General features: G+C 69.3%; 18 protein-coding genes. 12 read left to right on the top strand and 6 right to left on the bottom strand.

The window, feature by feature from the left end:
• Window positions 1-26 precede the first annotated feature (26 nt).
• Window positions 27-1,067, top strand: a complete 1,041-nt coding sequence (locus tag ABD832_RS22815; protein WP_344898700.1) for a radical SAM protein — start codon at window positions 27-29, stop codon at window positions 1,065-1,067.
• A gap of 280 nt (window positions 1,068-1,347) precedes the next feature.
• On the opposite strand, the gene ABD832_RS22810 is transcribed toward ABD832_RS22815, so the two are convergent.
• Complete coding sequence (locus ABD832_RS22810; RefSeq protein WP_344898698.1) at window positions 1,348-2,103, bottom strand: response regulator transcription factor; 756 nt, start codon at window positions 2,101-2,103, stop codon at window positions 1,348-1,350.
• Window positions 2,104-2,205: 102 nt separating this feature from the next.
• On the opposite strand from ABD832_RS22810, the gene ABD832_RS22805 reads away from it, so the two are divergent.
• From ABD832_RS22805 to ABD832_RS22800, 3 genes are all read left to right on the top strand, one after another.
• Complete coding sequence (locus tag ABD832_RS22805) at window positions 2,206-2,646, top strand: DUF6294 family protein (RefSeq protein ID WP_344898696.1); 441 nt, start codon at window positions 2,206-2,208, stop codon at window positions 2,644-2,646.
• A 558-nt stretch (window positions 2,647-3,204) separates the two neighbouring features.
• Window positions 3,205-3,504 carry a transposase gene (locus tag ABD832_RS42265; protein WP_425582571.1) on the top strand — a complete coding sequence of 100 codons (300 nt, stop codon included), beginning with the start codon at window positions 3,205-3,207 and terminating at the stop codon, window positions 3,502-3,504.
• Window positions 3,501-4,373, top strand: a complete 873-nt coding sequence (locus ABD832_RS22800; RefSeq protein WP_425582572.1) for an IS3 family transposase — start codon at window positions 3,501-3,503, stop codon at window positions 4,371-4,373. Before ABD832_RS42265 ends, ABD832_RS22800 begins: the two co-directional genes overlap by 4 nt.
• Before the next feature lie 109 nt (window positions 4,374-4,482).
• On the opposite strand, the gene ABD832_RS22795 is transcribed toward ABD832_RS22800, so the two are convergent.
• The 3 genes from ABD832_RS22795 to ABD832_RS22785 all read right to left on the bottom strand — a co-directional run bounded on the left by ABD832_RS22795 (window position 4,483) and on the right by ABD832_RS22785 (window position 9,142).
• Window positions 4,483-4,971, bottom strand: a complete 489-nt coding sequence (locus ABD832_RS22795) for a CAP domain-containing protein (protein WP_344898694.1) — start codon at window positions 4,969-4,971, stop codon at window positions 4,483-4,485.
• Window positions 4,972-5,258: 287 nt separating this feature from the next.
• On the bottom strand, window positions 5,259-7,940 hold the full coding sequence (locus tag ABD832_RS22790) for a zinc metalloprotease (RefSeq protein WP_344898692.1): 2,682 nt from the start codon (window positions 7,938-7,940) through the stop codon (window positions 5,259-5,261).
• 437 nt (window positions 7,941-8,377) lie between these two features.
• Window positions 8,378-9,142 carry a class I SAM-dependent DNA methyltransferase gene (locus tag ABD832_RS22785; RefSeq protein WP_344898690.1) on the bottom strand — a complete coding sequence of 255 codons (765 nt, stop codon included), beginning with the start codon at window positions 9,140-9,142 and terminating at the stop codon, window positions 8,378-8,380.
• A 308-nt stretch (window positions 9,143-9,450) separates the two neighbouring features.
• On the opposite strand from ABD832_RS22785, the gene ABD832_RS22780 reads away from it, so the two are divergent.
• Window positions 9,451-9,831 carry an ArsR/SmtB family transcription factor gene (locus ABD832_RS22780; RefSeq protein ID WP_344898688.1) on the top strand — a complete coding sequence of 127 codons (381 nt, stop codon included), beginning with the start codon at window positions 9,451-9,453 and terminating at the stop codon, window positions 9,829-9,831.
• 56 nt (window positions 9,832-9,887) lie between these two features.
• On the opposite strand, the gene ABD832_RS22775 is transcribed toward ABD832_RS22780, so the two are convergent.
• Window positions 9,888-10,244 carry an ArsR/SmtB family transcription factor gene (locus tag ABD832_RS22775; RefSeq protein WP_344898686.1) on the bottom strand — a complete coding sequence of 119 codons (357 nt, stop codon included), beginning with the start codon at window positions 10,242-10,244 and terminating at the stop codon, window positions 9,888-9,890.
• A 182-nt stretch (window positions 10,245-10,426) separates the two neighbouring features.
• Window positions 10,427-11,404 carry a LuxR C-terminal-related transcriptional regulator gene (locus ABD832_RS22770; protein WP_344898684.1) on the bottom strand — a complete coding sequence of 326 codons (978 nt, stop codon included), beginning with the start codon at window positions 11,402-11,404 and terminating at the stop codon, window positions 10,427-10,429.
• 859 nt (window positions 11,405-12,263) lie between these two features.
• Between ABD832_RS22770 and ABD832_RS22765 the strand changes: the two genes are divergently transcribed.
• The 7 genes from ABD832_RS22765 (at window position 12,264) to ABD832_RS22735 (ending at window position 18,241) form a co-directional block, all read left to right on the top strand.
• On the top strand, window positions 12,264-12,533 hold the full coding sequence (locus ABD832_RS22765; RefSeq protein WP_344898682.1) for a hypothetical protein: 270 nt from the start codon (window positions 12,264-12,266) through the stop codon (window positions 12,531-12,533).
• 97 nt (window positions 12,534-12,630) lie between these two features.
• Window positions 12,631-13,956 (top strand): 3-phosphoshikimate 1-carboxyvinyltransferase, encoded by a 1,326-nt coding sequence (gene aroA / locus ABD832_RS22760; protein ID WP_344898680.1) that lies wholly within the window; start codon window positions 12,631-12,633, stop codon window positions 13,954-13,956.
• A complete protein-coding gene (gpmI, locus tag ABD832_RS22755; protein ID WP_344898678.1) occupies window positions 13,953-15,518 on the top strand; it encodes a 2,3-bisphosphoglycerate-independent phosphoglycerate mutase in 1,566 nt (521 codons plus the stop codon). Before aroA ends, gpmI begins: the two co-directional genes overlap by 4 nt.
• A gap of 130 nt (window positions 15,519-15,648) precedes the next feature.
• Window positions 15,649-16,398: a CTP synthase C-terminal region-related (seleno)protein gene (locus ABD832_RS22750; protein WP_344898677.1), complete on the top strand. Its 750-nt coding sequence runs from the start codon at window positions 15,649-15,651 to the stop codon at window positions 16,396-16,398.
• On the top strand, window positions 16,380-17,417 hold the full coding sequence (locus ABD832_RS22745; RefSeq protein WP_344898675.1) for an inorganic phosphate transporter: 1,038 nt from the start codon (window positions 16,380-16,382) through the stop codon (window positions 17,415-17,417). Before ABD832_RS22750 ends, ABD832_RS22745 begins: the two co-directional genes overlap by 19 nt.
• Before the next feature lie 134 nt (window positions 17,418-17,551).
• Window positions 17,552-17,728, top strand: coding sequence for a hypothetical protein (locus ABD832_RS22740; RefSeq protein ID WP_344898673.1), 177 nt, complete (start codon window positions 17,552-17,554; stop codon window positions 17,726-17,728).
• A gap of 165 nt (window positions 17,729-17,893) precedes the next feature.
• Window positions 17,894-18,241: a carboxymuconolactone decarboxylase family protein gene (locus tag ABD832_RS22735; RefSeq protein WP_344898671.1), complete on the top strand. Its 348-nt coding sequence runs from the start codon at window positions 17,894-17,896 to the stop codon at window positions 18,239-18,241.
• Window positions 18,242-18,280 lie beyond the last annotated feature (39 nt).

Below are 18,280 nucleotides of genomic sequence, written 5' to 3'. Positions count from 1 at the left end.
CAACCGCGGCTCAAAGGAGATACGAAATGGCACGTCACGAGGGACCGGACGAGGTGATCTGGGACATCACCTACGCATGCCCGCTCCGGTGCGTTCACTGCTACTCGGAGTCGGGCAGGCGGCCCGCACGCCGACTGAGCGAGGACGGCATGCTGCGCGTCGCCGAGGCCATCGCCGCCATGCGGCCGGAAGGGGTCTCGATCGCCGGAGGCGAGCCGCTGCTGATCCCGAACCTGATCCAGGTCATCGAACGCATGGCCGACGCCGGACTGAAAGTCGCCGTCTACACCAGCGGCTGGCTGATGGATCACGACACCGCCCGGAAGCTGGCCGACGTCTGCGACAAGGTCGTGGTCAGCGTGGACGGCGCGACCCCCGAGGTGCATGACCGCATCCGCGGCAGGCAAGGCTCGTTCTCCCGCGCGATGCGGGCGCTGACGATTCTCGACGAGGTCGGCGCGGAGCGAAAGTCCGGCGGACGACCGCCCCTCGACTTCGGCATCGACTGCGTCCTGCTGCAGAGCAATTTCCAGCACATGGAGCTGTTCTGCGAGGCCATCGCGTCCCGGTTCGGCCATCTTCGGTTCATCGCCTTCGGGGCGGCCGTACCGGGAGGACTGGCGAGCCGCCCGCGGTTCGACGAGCACGAGCTGCTCACCGAGGAACAGATCAACCGGCTGAACGACCCGGACCACGCCCGGCGGCTGCGATCCCTCGCACCCGCCTCGGTGATGGTGGGCACGACCGACAACCGCATCCTGCAGATGCACCCCGAACTGATCGCCCGTGGCTTCGTCTTCAATGCCCTGCAGATCGAGCCGGACGGAGAGGTGCGGGCGATGCCCATCTACGAGGGAACGGTGGGGAACATTCTCACCGATCCCCCCGACGTGCTGTGGAAGCGCGCGAAGGCGCGATGGAGCGACCCCTTCGTCACGAACGTCCTGGGCCCGGCCACGACCATGAAGCAGTGGGCCGAGGCGGCACGCCTCATCGACCGGCACTTCGGCTCTGCCGCCGTCCGCGAACGGATCAGCCGCCGCCCCGAATTCCCCCTGCCGAGCTAGCAGCCGTCAGTTCTCCTCGAACTCGTCTCTCGACGAAACCGTCAAGAGACCAGCACGAAGAGGTGAATCGGCCAGAAGCGGATCACGATGTGGTCGGACAGCGGTATCGAGGCGCGGTAAGACGGCAACGAGGCTCCCGGTCGGGGCATCGGATCCTGGTCGACTGCCGTCTTGCCGGGAGCCTTGCCGGCCCAGGTGGTGGGTACCTTGAAGGGGCCGAACGCGGCGAGGTGGGGAACGCGATCCTGAGGAGGGCGGGGGAACCCGGCGAGGTCGCGGGTCAGGGGGACGGTCTCGCCTGTGGTGGGGTCTTTCCCGCCCGGGAGGCGTTCAGCCAGAGGGCCGCCTGGATATGGCTGTTCACCCCCAGCTTGCGATAGATCACCTCGAGGTGCTTGTCCAGGGTCCTGATGGAGATCTTCAGTCGTCGTGCCGCGACCTGGCGGGTGAGGCCCGCGGCGACGAGCTCGAGAACCTGTTCCTCACGTGGTGTCAGGCGGCTTCGCGTGGCCGGGGATCGTGACAGGCGCGCTTTGTGATCCATCGCGATCAGCAGGGGATGGAGCCTTTCGACGAACTCGCGTTCCTGTTTCGTGAACGTCTCCCTCTCCCTGCCCAGCGCGAACGCCCTCATGGTGCCCGGAGGGGACAGCAGGGGGAGTGCCAGATGATCGTAGAAACCGGTGACGAGATGAATGTCGGAACCGGTCGCCGAGGAGCGCCAGCGTTTGAGACTCATCAGATCGGTGATGGCCAGCGGCCTGCGATCGGCGGTCCGCGTGTAGTGCTGGATCAGCGGGTGACGTTCCATGTTGCGGCGGGTGACGTCGGTCATCGTGGCGGCCGGCAGGCGGCTCTTGGGCCACCCCAGCCCTGTGACCCCCTCCCGGCCGACTTCGGAGAAGGTGGCCGTGGGGCACTCGAGCACCTGCTGGAGCAATTCGGCGATCCAGCCGTAATCGATCTCGGCGGGATTCATGGTCACCAACTCCACTGCCAGGTCGAGAACCCGGTCGTATCTGTTCCTGGAGAGCATCGGGCCTCCTGTGGCTCTACGTACTTCCGCGTATACCGCGATATGCGCCGCGCGCCAACAATTTCGTGGAAGGACGTTCGGCGAAAAGAAAGGGAAAGTCTCATGCGCGATATCCGCAGGATGGTGGGCGCGGCCGCAGCCACTTTGGCTCTGGCCGCCGGACCGGTGCTCCCGGCCACGGGGACGGCCCACGCGCTCGCCTCCAAGACCTTCACCTGGAACAAGGTGATGACAGCGGGCGACTGTACGATGTTCGAGGGTGCGCGATGGACCCTGTACTCGGACGGTACGGCGACGTTCGACGGTACGGTCACCAGCGGCGACGACAACGACGCCTGGCTGATGTGGGCATATCTCAAGGACTCCGGCAACGCCGTCATCGGTGTGGTGACCAACGACCGTGTCCAGGACCGCGCCGACCGGGGCAAGTTCGTCAAGAACCTGCCCAGCGAGACCCAGCGATACCGGTGGTTCGCCTCCGGCCGGTTCGACGCTCGCACGTTCCACCTTGTCCGGCGCATGTCGCTGGGCAAGCACTGCTGAGGCACGATCGATGCGGGCATCCGGTTCCCGGCTGTCGTCGGGGACCGGATGCCCGTCGGCGCGCGCCTTCCTGCCGGGAACATGATGATGTGGCTCGACAGACCCCATGGCCCATCGGCACAGCGCGGCCCGCCGGGGAGCGGGATGACACCGATGTGCGCCTGGCGCACGTCGGTGACCGCCGGCGCCGGATCACACGGTGGAAGATCGCCCTCAACGCCTTCGCGATCACCTTCGAAGGCCGTCTGAACCCGGACTCCCGATGGAAGCAATCAAGATCGGGTTGCGTCGTTCACCGGACAGGCTCGACGATCCATCACCGCAACCGCGGCCCGAGCAGGAGCCTACGGTCCCGGATTCGGCGACGGCACTTCTCGGAGGATGCCTGCATGTCGCCTGGCGGCGCCCGTGCGGGTGCATCGGGCGCCGCGGGTGGCAGGTCGAGGACGGCGTGTCAGGTGAGGTGAGTCGGAGGTTTCCCCTCCTTGGGCTTGATCCGGTTTGACGGACATCCGAGATCAGGGGCTCGCCCCCGAGAGGATGTCCATGATGGAGAGCATGGGGAAGAAGAAGCCGCGTCCTCGCCGCTCGTTCACGCCCGAGTTCAAAGCCGAGATCGTCGAGCTGTGCCGGCGCGGTGACCGCCCGGTCGGGCAGGTGGCCAAGGACTTCGATCTGACCGAGACCGCGGTGCGGCAATGGGTGCGCCAGGCCGAGGTCGATGCCGGCGACAGGAACGGGCTGACCAGCAGTGAGCGGCAGGAGCTGCAGGCGTTGCGGCGGGAGAACCAGCGGCTTCGCCAAGACGTCGACGTGCTCAAGCGAGCGACGGCTTTCTTCGTGAGGGAGACCCGGTGAGCGTGCACCCGTTCATCGAGGCGGAGAAGCAGGGCGGCCACAGCGTCAAACGGGCGTGTGAGCTGCTGGGAGTCTCCCGTGCCGCCTTCTACTCGCGCCGCAGCGCGCTGCCCGGTCCGCGTGCCGTGCGTGATGCGGAGCTGGCCGAGCACATCGCCGAGGTGCACGCACGCTCGCGGGGCAGCTACGGCGCGCCGCGGGTGCACGCGCAACTGCAGCGAGACGGTGAGCAGTGCGGCCGGCGGCGGGTGGCCCGACTGATGCGCGTGCTCGGCCTGGCCGGACGGTATCGGCGGCGCCGGCGGCGGACCACCGTCCCCGGCCCGGGCGCCGGCACCCGGCCGGATTTGATCGGCCGCGACTTCACACCAGATGCGGCCGGGCTCGATGCCCGCTGGTGTGGCGATATCACCTACATCGCCACCGAGGAGGGCTGGCTGTATCTGGCCACCGTCATCGACATCGCCTCGCGCCGGGTGGTCGGCTGGGCGACGGCGGATCATCTGCGCACCGACCTGGTCACCGACGCGCTGCTCCAGGCCTGGGCACGCCGCCGCCCCACCCGACCGGTGATCTTTCACTCGGACAAGGGCTGCCAGTACACCAGCGCTGACTACACCGCCCTGGCTGAACGGCTCGGAGTGCGACTGTCGGTCGGTCGTACCGGTCAGTGCTGGGACAACGCGCTGGCCGAGTCGTTCTTCGCCACGCTCAAGGGCGAACTTCTCGACGTCCAGCCCTGGCCCACCCGCTCCGCCGCCCGAAGCGCGATCTTCGAATTCATCGAGGGCTGGTACAACCTGCACCGGCTGCACAGCAGCCTGAGCTACCGTAGCCCTGCCGATTACGAGGCCGCCCGCGCAGCCTGACCACCACAACGATGGTGTCCGTCAAAGCGGAGCAAGCTCACCTGGTCACATGCCGGGCAGGTGCGGCACGTCGAGCGTGCCGCACATCCCGGCGTCCCCGGGAATCCGGTCAGGCGGGCAGCACGTTGTCGGCGAAGGCGCCTTCCATGTTGCCGCGCTCCTCGAAGACGAACACGATGTAGGTCTCGAAGTACTCACCGGGCTGCCCGGCGACGCGCGCGATGCCGACCTTGGTGCTGGCCTTCCAGACCAGCTGGGTGAAGTGGCCGGCGGCGGAGGAGAACTGGGCGGCGGCGAAGTCGTAGGCGGAGATCTCGTCGTACCACTTCTTGACCGCTCTGGATCCGGGAAGGGCCTCGGCGTCGCCGCCCCAGAAGATGTTCTCTCCCGTCTGCGCGCGCAGGCCGGTGTGACCGGCCGCGAGCCTTTCCTGCTCGGAACGGGACCGGGCCCGCTCCAACGCGTAGGCGTTGAGTTCGGCGTCCAGGACCAGAGGCGGCGCGTGGTGCTTGGCGCGGTAGGCGTTGGCCTCGGCGAGCGCTTCGGCCTGGAACTCCGGGGTGGTGGCGTCGGGCAGGGCGGGGCGGGTTCCTGTCATCGGACATCCTTCGAACGGGGGACGGGCGACGCCGGTCGATCGTGCTCACTCCCCATGACGGCTTCACGCGGGTGGCGGGCGGCTCTGCGGCCGCCGCCGGTGTGAAGTCGTCAGGTGCCGCTCTTGTCCACCATCGGACGGTCTGCGGGCACCTCTGGGGAGCGTTTCTCACCCCTTCGCAGGCCGGCGCCTTACGGGAAGGGGACATCGAGGGTGGTGAGGTCATCGGGGCCATGCGCCGCCCGCGGGGACGGCGCAGGCCCGTGGACATCAGGGCCGGGGAGCTGTCAGGCCTGCTCGTGCAACTCGGTGCGGGCGGTCTCGGCCTGCTCGACGATGGTGGCCAGCACCGGTTCTGGGACGTCCTTGTCGCGGAAGGTCTCCACGAGCTGGTCCAGGACGGTGTCGGCCTGTTCGAGGTCTCCGGCGCGGGCGTGCGCGCGGGCCAGGCGGCGCATGCTCTCGTTCAGGGTGATGTTGTCGACGCCGGCGTCGGTGGTGGGGTCCAGGGTGGTCTCCACGACCGCGGCGAGCTGTTCGATGCTGGTGTCGGTGTCGGCGGGCCGCACTTCGACGCCGGTCTCGGTGAGGGTCAGGAAGTTGCGTCCGGCGTTGGCGCCCTTGGCCATCCGCGCGTGCACGGCCAGCGGGTGGTCGGGGTGGTCGGCGATGAGGGTGTCCAGGGCGGCGTTGCCCTCGGCGAGCTGCGGGGCGTCCGAGCCGCGCAGGGCCAGCAGGATGCCTTGCTGGGAGCCCAGCAGCAGGTCGCCGACGGCACGGTCGGTGTCGTCGGCGGGCGCCTTGACGGCGATGAGGTGGTCGGGTGAGACGACGGTGGAGCCGTCGGGTGCCCGGTAGCGGGCCTGGAGGCGGTAGGTGCCGGGCTCGGGGAAGGTGAAGCCGCCGGCGCCGTAGCCGAGGTAGGCGCCGGTGTACAGGGCCGGGGTGCCCTCGTCGAGGGTGATGCGATCGTGGTTGCCGCAGTCGCGGGCGATCGGCTGGAAGGGGCGGACCTTACCGGCCGGATCGGTGATCAGAACGGTGAGGTGGCTGCCTCCCGGCTTCAGATCGTCGACGGCCTCGGCCGCCGGGCGGCTGCCGTCCAGGGACAGCTTGATCTCGACGGTGACGGGTTCGCCGTGGGAGAAGGACTCGCTGCCCGACAGCCGCACGCGCAGCCCGGACCGGCTGGGGGCGGGCGGGGCCAGGGCGGGCAGGTGGGCGGCGTTGGTCAGGAAGGGTTTGCCGCCCATGACGACGTGCTCGTAGAAGCCGTGGCGCATGTGCCGCAGCTCGCCGGGGGTGAACTGCCAGGCGAACGCCTCCCAGAAGGCGGCATCACCGTTTCCTTCCCCTGTCGCCGGGTCTCCCAGGTATTCGCCTTGGTAGTTCATGAACGACTTGTCGCCGTAACCGTTGCGCAGGCCCAGCGGCTGCTTGGGGATGGCGTCCTGCTTGCCGAAGGTGTGGGCCAGGTTGAGGGCGTGGCCGATCTCGTGGATGAAGGTGAACAGTTCATCGCGCGTGCCGACTATCTCGACCTCCTTCATGACGTCGTAGAAGGTGGCCATGCCCTGTCGCTGGAAGGTGCCGTCGCCGTCGAACATGGTGCCGTCGGCGGGGCTGGCCGTACCGTCGTCGTAGGCCTTGCGAGTGGCGATGAAGGTCCACAGCTTCCACTGCAGGGCGTCGCGGTGCAGGCTGAAGTGGCGGCGCATCGCGGCGTCCAGTTCGGCCACCGACCACATCTTGTCCTTGTCCGCCTCGGACAGAGCCACCTCGTTGGCGGCGCCCGCGGTGCGTAGTTCGACTCCGGCGTCGGCGAAGGCCGCCTGGACGGTCATGATCCTCTTGTCCAGTCCGGGCGGTCGGGGGTGGTCGGTGGTGGCGTACTGGCCGACCGGCGTGCTTCCCGCCACGTAGTCGATCTCCCAGTCGATGGTCCGCAGGAACCGGGAGACATACGAGCAGGTGAAGACGGTGGGGTCCGATCCGTCGGGCGTGCTGCGGGTCAGGGTGGCGGTGCCGCCGGGAGCGAGCTTGTCCACCCTCACCGACACCCGCGTCCTGCCGGTCTCGGTGGCGTACTTCGCGGTGCCGGTGATGGTGGCGGGCAGCTCGACGGCCTGGCCGCCGTCCAGGATGAAGGAGTTGTAGTACGCGCCGTTGGAGACGGTGAACAGGTCACCGGAGACCACCGGGAGTTCGCCCTCCAGGTCGACGCGCAGATCGACCCGCACACCGTCGGCGACGCCGGAGAACCGTCCGGCGGCCGGCAGGCGGGGCTTCTGGAAGTCGGCGGGCAGGGCGGCCAGTCCGGCCACCACCTCGCCCCAGGTGCCCACGGCTGTGGGGCCCCTGCCCCAGTCGAGGTCCATCGCCTTGTCGCCCTTGATGAACAAGGTTCGATACACCCCGTTCGGGAAGCACATGACGGCGTGATCGAAGTCGCCGCTCATGTCCGCGGGCAGCATCTTCCACCCGGCGCCTTCCATCCCCGACAGAGGCCCCTGATAGCCCACGCCCTCGCCCCACCTGATGACCGCGCACTGATCACCCTTGATCAGCAGGGTGCGGCGTGTGCTGTATTCGGCGGGTAACTGCACCGCGACGTCGAGGTCGCTGCGGAACGCGGCCGGGATGTGAGGCCCGAGGCCCGGGTAGTCGATGATCGGCCCCTGGTGGAGGACTTTTTTGTTCCAGTCCTGCTCCAGGCACTGGTCGCCGGCGAGGAAGAGCGTGGAGCCCTGGCTCAGGCGTATGACGCCGTCGCTGCAGCCGGCGAACGGCTCGGGCAGGGTGGCGAACGCCCCGTCGAACGCCTGTGCCAGCGGCTTGTGCCACTGCAGAGCCTTCGTGTCGACCAGTGCGGCCTCATCCCCGCGCAGGGACCACATCGTCCACGGCTGATTCAGCGTCGTCGTGACGATCGCGGAGAATCCTGTGGTCTTGCTGCGCAAAAACCCCATCGCACGCCTCCCGGCCAGGCCCGGAGGGCCCACGCCGATGACGTTAGGCAATCACGCGAATACACACAATAACCACATTAAGTCGGGCCAGGCCGAAACAAACCGAATGAAGTTCTCATTTTATTACGGATCCCCCGATACTTATCGGCTATCCCCACGCAAGACCTGGACGGCCCCTCCGCACCGTCTCTGAACAGCGCAAAGCCGCAGGTCCACGCCCAAGCGGCCCGAATCGACGAGCTCGCTTCGGCGGCCACGGGGCACCTCGCGCCTACTGAGACACTTCCGCCCCACGTGTCACGCGTACGACCGCCGTAAACATCCCCGGCACATGGCCTCATCCGGCCATCACCTGTGCGGCACCTTCGGCCTCGAGTACGGCCCGCCCGCTGATCCGCCAGGACACCGTCGCCTTTTTGCCGTCTCGTGGGTCGTTGTCAGGCCGGGTCCTTGCGGGCCACGAACAGCACCCGGTCCTCTTCCTCGGGGTGTTCGGGCGAGGTGAGCGGCCGGTCGGGTGTGCCGACGCGGCAGTCGTTCCAGCCGGCGTCCCTCATGAGGTCGACGACGTCGCCGACCGGGTGAGCGGTGTTGACGATCGTGGACTCGAACCGGTCGTAGCGGCCGTCGTCGGCGCGCACGACCCCGGAGATGCGGAAGAACCCGCGTCCTTCCTCTTGGTTCATGGCGCCACGGAACAGGAACATCGCGGACTTCTCATCCTTGATCCAGATGCGGTTCATCGCCTCCAGGCCCTTGGCGGTGGTCAGGTCGAAGGCGAACATGCCGCCGGGTTCCACCGCGCGGTGAACGGCTCGCAGGTAGGAGCCGACCTGGTCGAGGTTCCTGAGATGGTTGGGGATGTCGTAGGTGGAGAAGGCGAAGGGGACCGGTACGGGCACGGTGAAGTCGGTGGCGTCGGCGTGGATCAGGGTGACCCGGTCCCCGGCGTCGGTGAAGCGCTCGCGGGCCCGCTCCAGCATGGCCTTCGACAGGTCCAGGCCGGTGATCCGGTATCCCTCCGCAAGGAAGCGCCCGGCCACGATGCCGGTGCCGCAGCCCACGTCCAGTACGCGGCGCTCGGTGTCCGGCATGACGGTCTGGTGCAGCCGCAGCAGGGCCCTGGCGATCCTGGCGGGGTAGAAGCTCCAGAACTCGTCGTAGATCTTGGCGTGCAGGTCGACGTATGCCTCGGTCGTCACGGTGTGATCCCTTTCGTGGCGGGCGCGGTCTGCAGCGAAGGCGCACAGGGTTCTTGATTCGAGAGAATCTTATTTATATGATCATCGAATTAATGTGGGGTGTCAACGATCGCCGGCGAAGCCCGCGGGGCGAGGGCGGAATCTTGCGAAGAGAGCCCGGGGGCTGGCCTCGGCGTCGGATCGACGAGGCCGGCTACGACCGCGTCGGCCGGTGGAGAGGCCAAGGAGCGTGCCGTCGATCCGGGGCGGGCGCACGGTGGGCGGGGTGACGGCTTGCCCGAAAGTTAGACAGGTGTCAATATAGAGGTATGTCTAAGGTCGCGGTGGCGTCAGAACCGGCGGGTGTCTCGTCGCAGGGGTGCTGTGCTCCGCTGGAGGCCGTGCCGCTGGACCCCGCGCACGCCGCCGACATGGCCAAGATGTTCAAGGCGCTGGGGGACCCGGTGCGGCTGCGGCTGCTGTCGCTGATCTCCGCCCACCCCGACGGCGAGGTGTGCGTGTGCGACCTGACCGACCTGTTCGACGTGGCGGCCCCGACGATCTCCTACCATCTGAAACTGCTGCGCGAGGCAGGTCTGGTGGATCACGAACGGCGCGGCACCTGGGTGTACTACCGGCCGATGCGTGAGCGCATGTACCAGCTCTCGGCGCTGCTGGCCGCCTCGGACATGGCGCTGCCCGTCCGCTGAACGGGCACGGCACCCGCGTGCCGGCGGCCAGGCGTAGGGCCGGAGGACGGCGCGGATCAGGGGGCCGTCTTGGCCGGTACGGTGAGCACCTCGCTCAGTCGTTCCAGGGCGGCCGGCACCACCCAGTAGAAGACCCAGGTCCCGCGCCGTTCGCACTCGATGAGGCCTGCCTGCCTCAGCACCCTCAGATGGTGAGAGATCGTGGGGCCGGTCAGGTCGAACGCCGCGATGAGGGTGTTGACGTGGGCCTCGCCGCCGGGGTGGGAGGCGATCAGCGACAGCAGCCGCACCCGTACCGGATCCGACAGGGCCTTGAAGGCGGTCGCGACCTCGGCTGCCTGGCCGACGTCTATGGGTGCCGCCGCCAGAGGCGAGCAGCAGATGTCCATCCGCGGGCACGCCTGTTTCGACATACGCCTATATTGACAGGGCTCTATACGGATGGCAATGACGATGTGTTGACATATCCGTACAGGTCGCGATGGACGGCGCGGTACGGATCACGTCACGGGCAGGCCCGCGATCGCGAGAACCTCGCGGTGCGGACGCGGGCCGGGGGAGCGGACGGGGGGCTGCGGGGTGGGAATCTGGGTCATCAGGCGAACCAGCCCTTCTCGGCGGCCTTCGCGCCGGCCTCGAATCGGCTCCGCGCGCCGAGCCGGTCCATCAGGTCGGCGACCATGCGGCGGTGGGTGCGCAGCCCGATGCCCAGCTTCTTGCTCACGGCCTCGTCGGTGAGCCCCTGGGCCAGAAGCCGGAGCAGTTCCTGTTCTTGTTTGGTGACGTCGTCCCCGCCGGAGCGCCGCACGGCCCCGAACGGGGTGGCCGAGGCCCAGACCTGCTCGAACAGCGCGACGAGCGCCGTGATGATTCCTTCGCCGCAGACCTCCACGGCACCTTTGCCGCTGTTTCGGGGGTCGAGCGGGACCAGCGCCACCTCCCGGTCGAAGATGACCAGTCGCAGCGGCAGGGTCGGCGTGGTGCGGACCTTTCCCCCCAGTTCGGTCAGCCAGCGCGCGTAGGCGAGCGTCGGGGTGTCGTTGCAGGCGCTGTCGAGGTAGACCGTGCGGACGTTCGCTCCCCGCTCCATCAGCATGTCGTCCAGCGGCCTGCTGGCCTCCAGGCTTTCGGGTGACTGGGCGCCGCCGGGCATGAACGACAGGCACTCCGAGCGTGCCCAGCGCGCCAGGGTCTCGATGCGGGCCCGGACGGCCTCGATGCTCTCCAGGCAGTCGCACTCGCTGCGGGCCCCGACCGCGCACAGTTCGCCGTACTCGCTGATCAGGCGGTCGACCGCGTGCTCGGCCGCGATGAACTCCTCCTGGCGGCGCAGAAGTTCCGTTCGCTGGCGCTGAAGCAGCGAGTGCAGGGCGACGCTGGGGCTGCCCGGCCGCAACGCTCCCGAGGAGCGGTGCAGCAGGGAAAGGTCCACCAGCCTGTCGATGGTGCTTCGTACGTGCGTCTCGGGGATCCCCAGTTTCTCGGCGATCTCCGAGATGCCCCACTGCTTCTGAGTCAGCACCAGGCGGTAGATGGAATCCGCATGGTTGTCCAGGCCCCATTCCTGAAGCACGGTCGTCCCCCAAGCCCCCGGTGGCGGTCGGGATTATTAAATAGCACAAAACTTCGACTGTCCATGTCAAATAATCGGTACGACCGGTTGTCACGTTCCGACATCGCCGATGGCGACTTCCTGCCGCAGCGGCCCTGGCAGGGAATTCATCGGGGCATGGCGGCATCGCTGACGGTATGAACATGCAAGGTGACGCCAAGGCGCCGGTAGGCCTCCTTACCGGAAGAAGCGGTGGCCGAATCGATTCTCAGAAATGGCGATCATGGTTCGTACATGTCACCTCGAAATGCCTTGACAAGAATTCTGACACGGTGATCACTTCGCGCCCGGCAAGCCGTTCCTCCGCTCCGGCCGACCGGAGTGCGGTGGTCCGCATCGGCCACGAGGCGTGTCGACGTCGTCACGCACATCGAGCTGGTGGCGGCCGGAAGCGTTCCGGTGGCGCGACGAGAACGATCTCCCTGTCGCTGGCACCATGTTGCCGGGCATCTTGCTGCCTTGCCTGACCACTTTTATGACAGCACGGTGAACACGACAGTGGTGGCGGGCGGCGATGAAGGTTCTGGAAATGGAACGGATCCGAAGTCGCCGGCCTTACCTCGGTTCGATCGTCGGCCAGATCAGGGGGAGGCAATGATCCGTGCGCGGGTGGTGAACCTGGTGTTTCCCGCTTTTCCGTTCGGTGCATTCGGCCGGGTGTGCCGCGAAACCGGCACGGGAAATGCGACGCCCCCCGTCGCCGGTGCTCGCGGAGATTCGATCGCATCATCTCGGCGCCTCGGTGATGAGGAACCGTTCACTCCCGCTTCGGAACCCGGCACCGGTTGAGATCGGTCACCGGTACATCGAAGAGCACATCGTGTACGTGGCCACGGTGACGTTGACCGCGACCGACGCGGCCGCCCGACGCCAGATCGCCTCACCGCTGGTGACCGACATCCTGTGGGCCGCGGCCGTTCCGGCCGACGACCTGGAACACCTCCACTCCCGGGCCGTACCGGAGCGGATCGACCTGACCTTCTTCCATCGAAGCCCGGATCCGGAGCGGGCCGACGCCGCCGCCGTGCGCATCTGCCGCCGGGCGCTGGACACCTCCCCGGCTCTTCGCGGCTGGGTGCTGCACAGGTAGCCGTGGCCGGGGCGGGTTCTTCTCGCCCGGTCGCTCGTTCGTCATGCCGCTGACCGGTGTCAGGACGCACCGGCACTTCCCCTCCAGGAGACACGCGATGACCTCATCCGTTCCCGATCCCCGCCGCCGGGCGGCCGAAGTGACCGTGCGGCCCCTGGCCGCCGTCGACGCCGAGGTGCGAGTGCTCGGCTCCAAGAGCTACACCAACCGCTATCTGGCGATCGCGTCGCTGTCGGGGCAGGAGACGACCCTGGACAACGCCCTGGTCTCCGACGACACCGTGTACTTCTCCCGCGGTATCGAGGCCCTGGGCCACGTGCGCGTCGAGATCGACGAGCAGCGGGGGCGCATCCACGTCACGCCCACCGGGGAGCCGATGCGGGCCCCGCAGGAGGAGATCTTCATGGGAGGCGCGGGCACCCCCCTGCGGTTCCTGATCTCCATGGCCGGTCACGCCTCCGGGGTGACCACGATCACCGGCAACGCGCGGATGCAGGAGCGTCCCATGGGCGACCTGCTGGCCGCGCTGCCCGCGCTCGGGGTCGAGGCGGTCAGCGTCCGCGGGAACGGCTCTCCGCCGATCAGGGTCGCCGGAGGGTCGTTCCGGGGCGGCGCCACCCAGATCAGCGGGGCGGTGAGCAGCCAGTTCACCTCCAGCCTGCTGATCAACGGGGTGGCGGCCGAGAACGACGTGGAGATCACCGTCGTCGGCGACCTGATCTCCAAGCCCTACGTCGACATGACCGTCGCCGCGCTGGCGGAGATGGGCGTGCAGGTCAAACGGGACGGCTACACCCGCTTCACCGTCACCGCCGGGCAGAGCTTCCGCGGTGGCCCGGTCACCGTGGAGCCGGACGCCTCCGGCATGTCCTACCTCCTGGCCGCGGCGGCGGTGCTCGGCGGGCGCGTCACGATCCCGGGCATCGGCCCGGACTCCCACCAGGGTGACGTCGGCCTGGTCGAGGTGCTGACGCGGATGGGCTGCAGCGCTTCCTTCGACGACGGCGCGATCACGCTCAAGGGCGGCCGGCTGCGCGGCGTCGAGGTCGACATGGACAACATGCCCGACGTGGTGCCCACGCTGGCGGTCGTGGCCGCCTTCGCCGAAGGCGACACACACATCAGCAACATCGCCAGCCTGCGGGTCAAGGAGTGCGACCGGATCGCGGCGGTGACCACCGAGCTGCGCAAGATGGGCATCTCCGTCCAGGAGTACCCGGACGCGATGACCATCACCGGCGGCACGCCGGCCGGTGCGGTCATCGACACCTATGACGACCACCGGATCGCGATGTGCTTCGCCGTCGCGGGCCTGCGCACCGAAGGGGTGGTGATCCGCGACCCCGGTTGCGTCGCCAAGTCCTTCCCGACGTTCTGGCAGACCCTCGACACGCTCTACCCCGACGGGGTGTCCACCCGATGAGCACGGCCACGGGAGACACCGAAGGCGCCGGGGGCGGCGGGGGCGCCGGGGGCGCCGGGGGCATCGTGCTGGTGCTGGACGGCTGGGGGCACGCGCCGCCAGGGCCGGGCAACGCGCTCAGCCTGGCCTCGACGCCGACCCTGGACGCGCTGACCTCGACCGCGGGGGCGACGCTGGTCCAGGCCTCCGGCGAGGCGGTCGGGCTGCCGGCGGGAACGGTCGGCAACTCCGAGATCGGGCACATGGTGATCGGCGCCGGGCGGCCGCTGCCCTACGACAGCCTGCTGGTGCAACAGGAGATCGAAACCGGTGCGCTGGCGGCCAACGCGGTGCTGAGGCGGACCTGCGCGCGGCTGTCGGCGGGCGGGCGGGCCCTGCACCTGATCGGCCTGTGTTCCGACGGGCAGATCCACGCCCATGTCGACCATCTGCGCGAACTGCTGAGGATCGCGGCCGCCGAAGGGGTGCGCGCGGTGTGGATCCACGCGATCACCGACGGCCGCGATGTGGCCGACGGCACCGCGGCCGCCTACCTGGAGCGGGTCGAGAAGCTCGCCGCCGAGGCGGGCGTCGGCCGGGTGGCGAGCGTGGTCGGGCGCGGCTACGCGCTGGACAAGAGCGGGGACCTGGAACTCACCCGGGTGGCCGCGCTCGCGATGGCCGACGGGGCCGGAACCGGCGTGGCGCACCCGCGTGACGCGCTGGAAGGCCCCGGCGGCAGCGATGTGTGGGTCCGGCCGAGCGTGGTCACCGGCGCCGCAGGGGAGCCGGTGGGCGCGATGGGGGACGGTGACGCGGTGCTGTTCACCAACTTCCGCAGCGACCGCATTCAGCAGCTCGCCGACCACCTGGTGAGCCATCTGCCGCCACGCGACGTCACGGTGCTGAGCCTGGCCCGCTACGACACCCGGGCCGCGATCACGCCACTGGTGGATCGCGCGGACGCCTCCGGCGGGCTCGCCGACGAGCTGGAGCGTCACGGGCTGCGCTCGGTGCGCATCGCCGAGAGCGAGAAGTTCGAGCACGTCACCTACTACCTCAACGGCCGTGACGCCCGCGTCCGCGAGGTCGAGGAGCACGTCAGGATCACCGCCGACGGCTCGCCGGACCACCGGGCGGCCCCGCGGATGAACCTGCCGCGGGTGGTGGCGGCGGTGGCGAAGGCCGCCGGTCGCGCCGACGTCGCGCTGGTCGTGGCCAACCTCGCCAACATCGACGTGGTCGGGCACACCGGCGACGCCGAGGCCACCGTGGCCGCCGCCCGGTACACCGACGAGGCGGTCGAGGCCGTCTGCGCCACCGCCCGCCGGAGCGGGCGCTGGGTGCTGCTGGTGGGAGATCACGGCAACGCCGAGCAGATGTCGAAACCCGGCGCCGACGGCGTCGCGCGCCCCTACGGAGGGCACACCGTCAACCCGGTGCCGTTCGTCGTGGTGCCGGCCCCCGGCAGGCCGGTGGGACAGGTACGCGCAGGTGGCACGCTCGCCGACGTCGCACCCACCGTGCTGGCCCTGCTGGGCCGGCCGCCCGGCGCGGTCATGACGGGCAGGGCGCTGCTGTGAGCGCTCCCGCCCTGGATCGCGACGGCCGGGCGCGGCGGGCAAGAGCCGTGAACGAGCCGGTCCGTCGCCTGCGGCCGCACGGTTTCGTCCGGACCGGCTGTTTCGCCGGCATTCACGAGGAGAACACGCAATGACCGAGCGTCCGCGGATCGCAGTGATCGGGGACCGCAGCTCCACGGTGCCGGCCCACCCGCGCCTGCAGGCCCTCATCCCGCACCTGGGGGTCGAGGTCGACTGGATCCCCACCCCGGCCGTCACCGGTCCCGAGGTCCTGGCCGGCTACGCGGGCATCTGGGTGATCCCCGGCTCGCCGTACGCCTCCAAGGAAGGGGTGCTGTCGGCGATCCGGCTGGCCCGGGAGAGCGGCATCCCGTACCTGGGCACGTGCGGCGGGTTCCAGCACGCCCTGATCGAGTACGCGCGCAACGTGCTGGACCTGCCGCACGCCGACGACGTGCAGTACGACCCTGACGCCGCCACCCCGCTGATCACCGCGCTGTGCTGCTCGCTGGCGGGGGAGCAGGCTCCGCTCCTGCTGGGCGACGGCAGCCGCCTGGCGTCGGTCTACGCCCACGCCGACCAGACGGTGGAGACCTTCCACTGCAAGTACGGCCTCAACCCCGACTACGTCGGCCTGATCGAACGCAGTTCCCTGGTGATCAGCGGCTGGGACGCCGAAAGGGCGCCCCGGGCCATCGAGCTGGCCGATCACCCCTTCTTCGTCGGCACCCTCTTCCAGCCCGAGCTGTCCTCGACGCCCGCCTCGATCCACCCCCTCATCGAGGCCTTCGTCGATGCCGCGATCCGGCACGTCACGAACCTCACCTCCCCCCTCACCCCCCCGCTGGAGGCCGTTGCCCCATGGAGATCCTCGTCCTGATCCTCGTCGTGGCCCTCGCCGCGGCGAACGGCGCCAACGACGTCCCCAAGGGCGTCGCCACGCTCGCCGGCGCGGGCGTCACCAAGATCCGCACCGCCATCATGTGGGGCACCGTCACCACGGCCCTGGGCTGCCTGGTGTCGCTCAGCCTCGCCTCGAAGATGACCGCCCTGTTCTCCAGGGGCATCGTCTCGGCCGCCCCGAGCGCGGCGTTCGCCGCCGCGGTACTGATCGGCACCGTGTCCTGGGTCACGCTGGCCACCGTCCTGAAGCTGCCGGTGTCGACCACCCATGCCCTGGTCGGGTCGCTGCTGGGGGCCGGCAGCCTGTTCGCGGCCGACGCCGTGCAGTGGAACGGGCTGCTGGCCAAGGTCGTGCAGCCGTTGCTGCTCAGCATCCTGGTGGCCTACGCGGTCTCGGCGGTGCTCGGCGTCGTCACCCGCAGGATCGTCGCCAGGTCCGCCAGGAGAAGGGCCGCCGCCGAGCCACCGCCCGCCGGCCTCTCGGCGACCCTGACCGCCACCGCCACCGCACCGGTGGACGTGGAGCCCACCAGGGCGCAGAAGGCGATCGGGATCGGCCACTGGATCACCAGCGGCCTGGCCAGCTTCGCGCGCGGCCTCAACGACGCCCCCAAGATCGTGGCGATCGGCTCCTTCGCGATGATCGGCGGGATGACGACCACCACCCTGCTGCTGGCCGTCACCGTCGCCATGGCCCTGGGCGGTCTCGTGGCCGGCTCGCGCATCGCCGACCGCCTGGCGTACTCCGTCATCAAGATCCCGCACGTGGAGGGGTTCACCGCGAACCTGACCACCGCGAGCCTCGTCGGGCTGGGCGCCACCCTGGGCCTGCCCATGTCCACCACCCAGGTCTCGGCCGGAGCCATCTCCGGTATCGCCGCCGACGACCCGTCCCGGCTCAACAAGAAGACCGTCCGCGACCTGCTGATCGCCTGGCTGTGTACTCCGCCGGTCGGCGCGGCCGTCGCCGCCGGCGCCTACCTGCTGCTGGCCTGACGACCGGGGCCGCCGGGGCGACCCGGCGGCCCCGCGGACGAGGACCGCCCGCTGCCGACGCATTGACAGCACCTATGATTCGATGATCTCCTAATTAAGAATTCTTCAAAGCAAGTCGATCGAGAGGACCGGTCATGACGACGCGATCGGACGAGGACACCCCCGCCACCGGCGGACCCGTCACCGACCCCGCCCAGCAGACGGCCGCGGTGACATCGGGATGCTGCGGCGACCCCGTCTCGGGCCCGGTCGAGCCGGACCTCACCGAGCTGGACCTGGACGACACCGCCAGCGGCTGCTGCGGGGGGTAGCGTCCCTGCCGGCGCGGGCCCGTCGCATTCGCCCGGCCCGGAACCACCCCGGCAGGCGATCGGGCCACCGGACCGCTCACGAGGGCCCTGACACGCCCCAGGGCGACACCCCCAGGGCCGGGACACGACGCCGACACCACCTGACACCGACACCAAGGAGTACCGATGGCGACCGCGGCGCCCAGCATCACCAGCCAGCTCATCCAGCTGGCCCCCGACGTCAGAGACAGCCACGCCGGCTTCTCCGACAGCTACCAGAGCTTCTTCAACGCCGTCTTCAACGGCGGAGCCCTCGACCCCAAGGCGCGGGCCGCGGTGGCACTGGCCTCCGCCCTGCTGCTGGGCCGGGAGGAGACGGTGCGCTCCTTCCTGGCCGCCGCCAAGCAGATCGGCCTGGGGAACGAGGAGATCGGCCAGGTCGCCGGCATCGTCGAGGTGCTCAGGCTGGACGCCCTGCAGCGCCCCGCCCAGGCCGCGGCCGCCCCCGTCAAGAAGGCCAACACCTGCTGCTGACCGGCGGGCCGAGTTCGGCCGCGTCGCACCGTCACAGAA

Origin of the sequence: Streptosporangium longisporum (genome assembly GCF_039534895.1) — a bacterium.
Classification (GTDB): domain Bacteria; phylum Actinomycetota; class Actinomycetes; order Streptosporangiales; family Streptosporangiaceae; genus Streptosporangium; species Streptosporangium longisporum.
The sequence above is the reverse complement of the archived record's forward strand: the minus strand, read 5'-3'. Positions and strand labels throughout refer to the sequence as shown.

Bases quoted from the DNA above. Each gene is read 5' to 3' on its own strand.
- gpmI (WP_344898678.1), top strand. From the start codon at position 13,953: ATGAGCACGGCCACGGGAGACACCGAAGGCGCCGGGGGCGGCGGGGGC.
- ABD832_RS22750 (WP_344898677.1), top strand. From the start codon at position 15,649: ATGACCGAGCGTCCGCGGATCGCAGTGATCGGGGACCGCAGCTCCACG.
- ABD832_RS22815 (WP_344898700.1), top strand. From the start codon at position 27: ATGGCACGTCACGAGGGACCGGACGAGGTGATCTGGGACATCACCTAC.
- ABD832_RS22745 (WP_344898675.1), top strand. From the start codon at position 16,380: ATGGAGATCCTCGTCCTGATCCTCGTCGTGGCCCTCGCCGCGGCGAAC.
- ABD832_RS22780 (WP_344898688.1), top strand. From the start codon at position 9,451: ATGTCTAAGGTCGCGGTGGCGTCAGAACCGGCGGGTGTCTCGTCGCAG.
- aroA (WP_344898680.1), top strand. From the start codon at position 12,631: ATGACCTCATCCGTTCCCGATCCCCGCCGCCGGGCGGCCGAAGTGACC.
- ABD832_RS22775 (WP_344898686.1), bottom strand. From the start codon at position 10,244: ATGTCGAAACAGGCGTGCCCGCGGATGGACATCTGCTGCTCGCCTCTG.
- ABD832_RS22735 (WP_344898671.1), top strand. From the start codon at position 17,894: ATGGCGACCGCGGCGCCCAGCATCACCAGCCAGCTCATCCAGCTGGCC.
- ABD832_RS22740 (WP_344898673.1), top strand. From the start codon at position 17,552: ATGACGACGCGATCGGACGAGGACACCCCCGCCACCGGCGGACCCGTC.
- ABD832_RS22795 (WP_344898694.1), bottom strand. From the start codon at position 4,971: ATGACAGGAACCCGCCCCGCCCTGCCCGACGCCACCACCCCGGAGTTC.
- ABD832_RS42265 (WP_425582571.1), top strand. From the start codon at position 3,205: ATGGGGAAGAAGAAGCCGCGTCCTCGCCGCTCGTTCACGCCCGAGTTC.
- ABD832_RS22790 (WP_344898692.1), bottom strand. From the start codon at position 7,940: ATGGGGTTTTTGCGCAGCAAGACCACAGGATTCTCCGCGATCGTCACG.
- ABD832_RS22805 (WP_344898696.1), top strand. From the start codon at position 2,206: ATGCGCGATATCCGCAGGATGGTGGGCGCGGCCGCAGCCACTTTGGCT.
- ABD832_RS22810 (WP_344898698.1), bottom strand. From the start codon at position 2,103: ATGCTCTCCAGGAACAGATACGACCGGGTTCTCGACCTGGCAGTGGAG.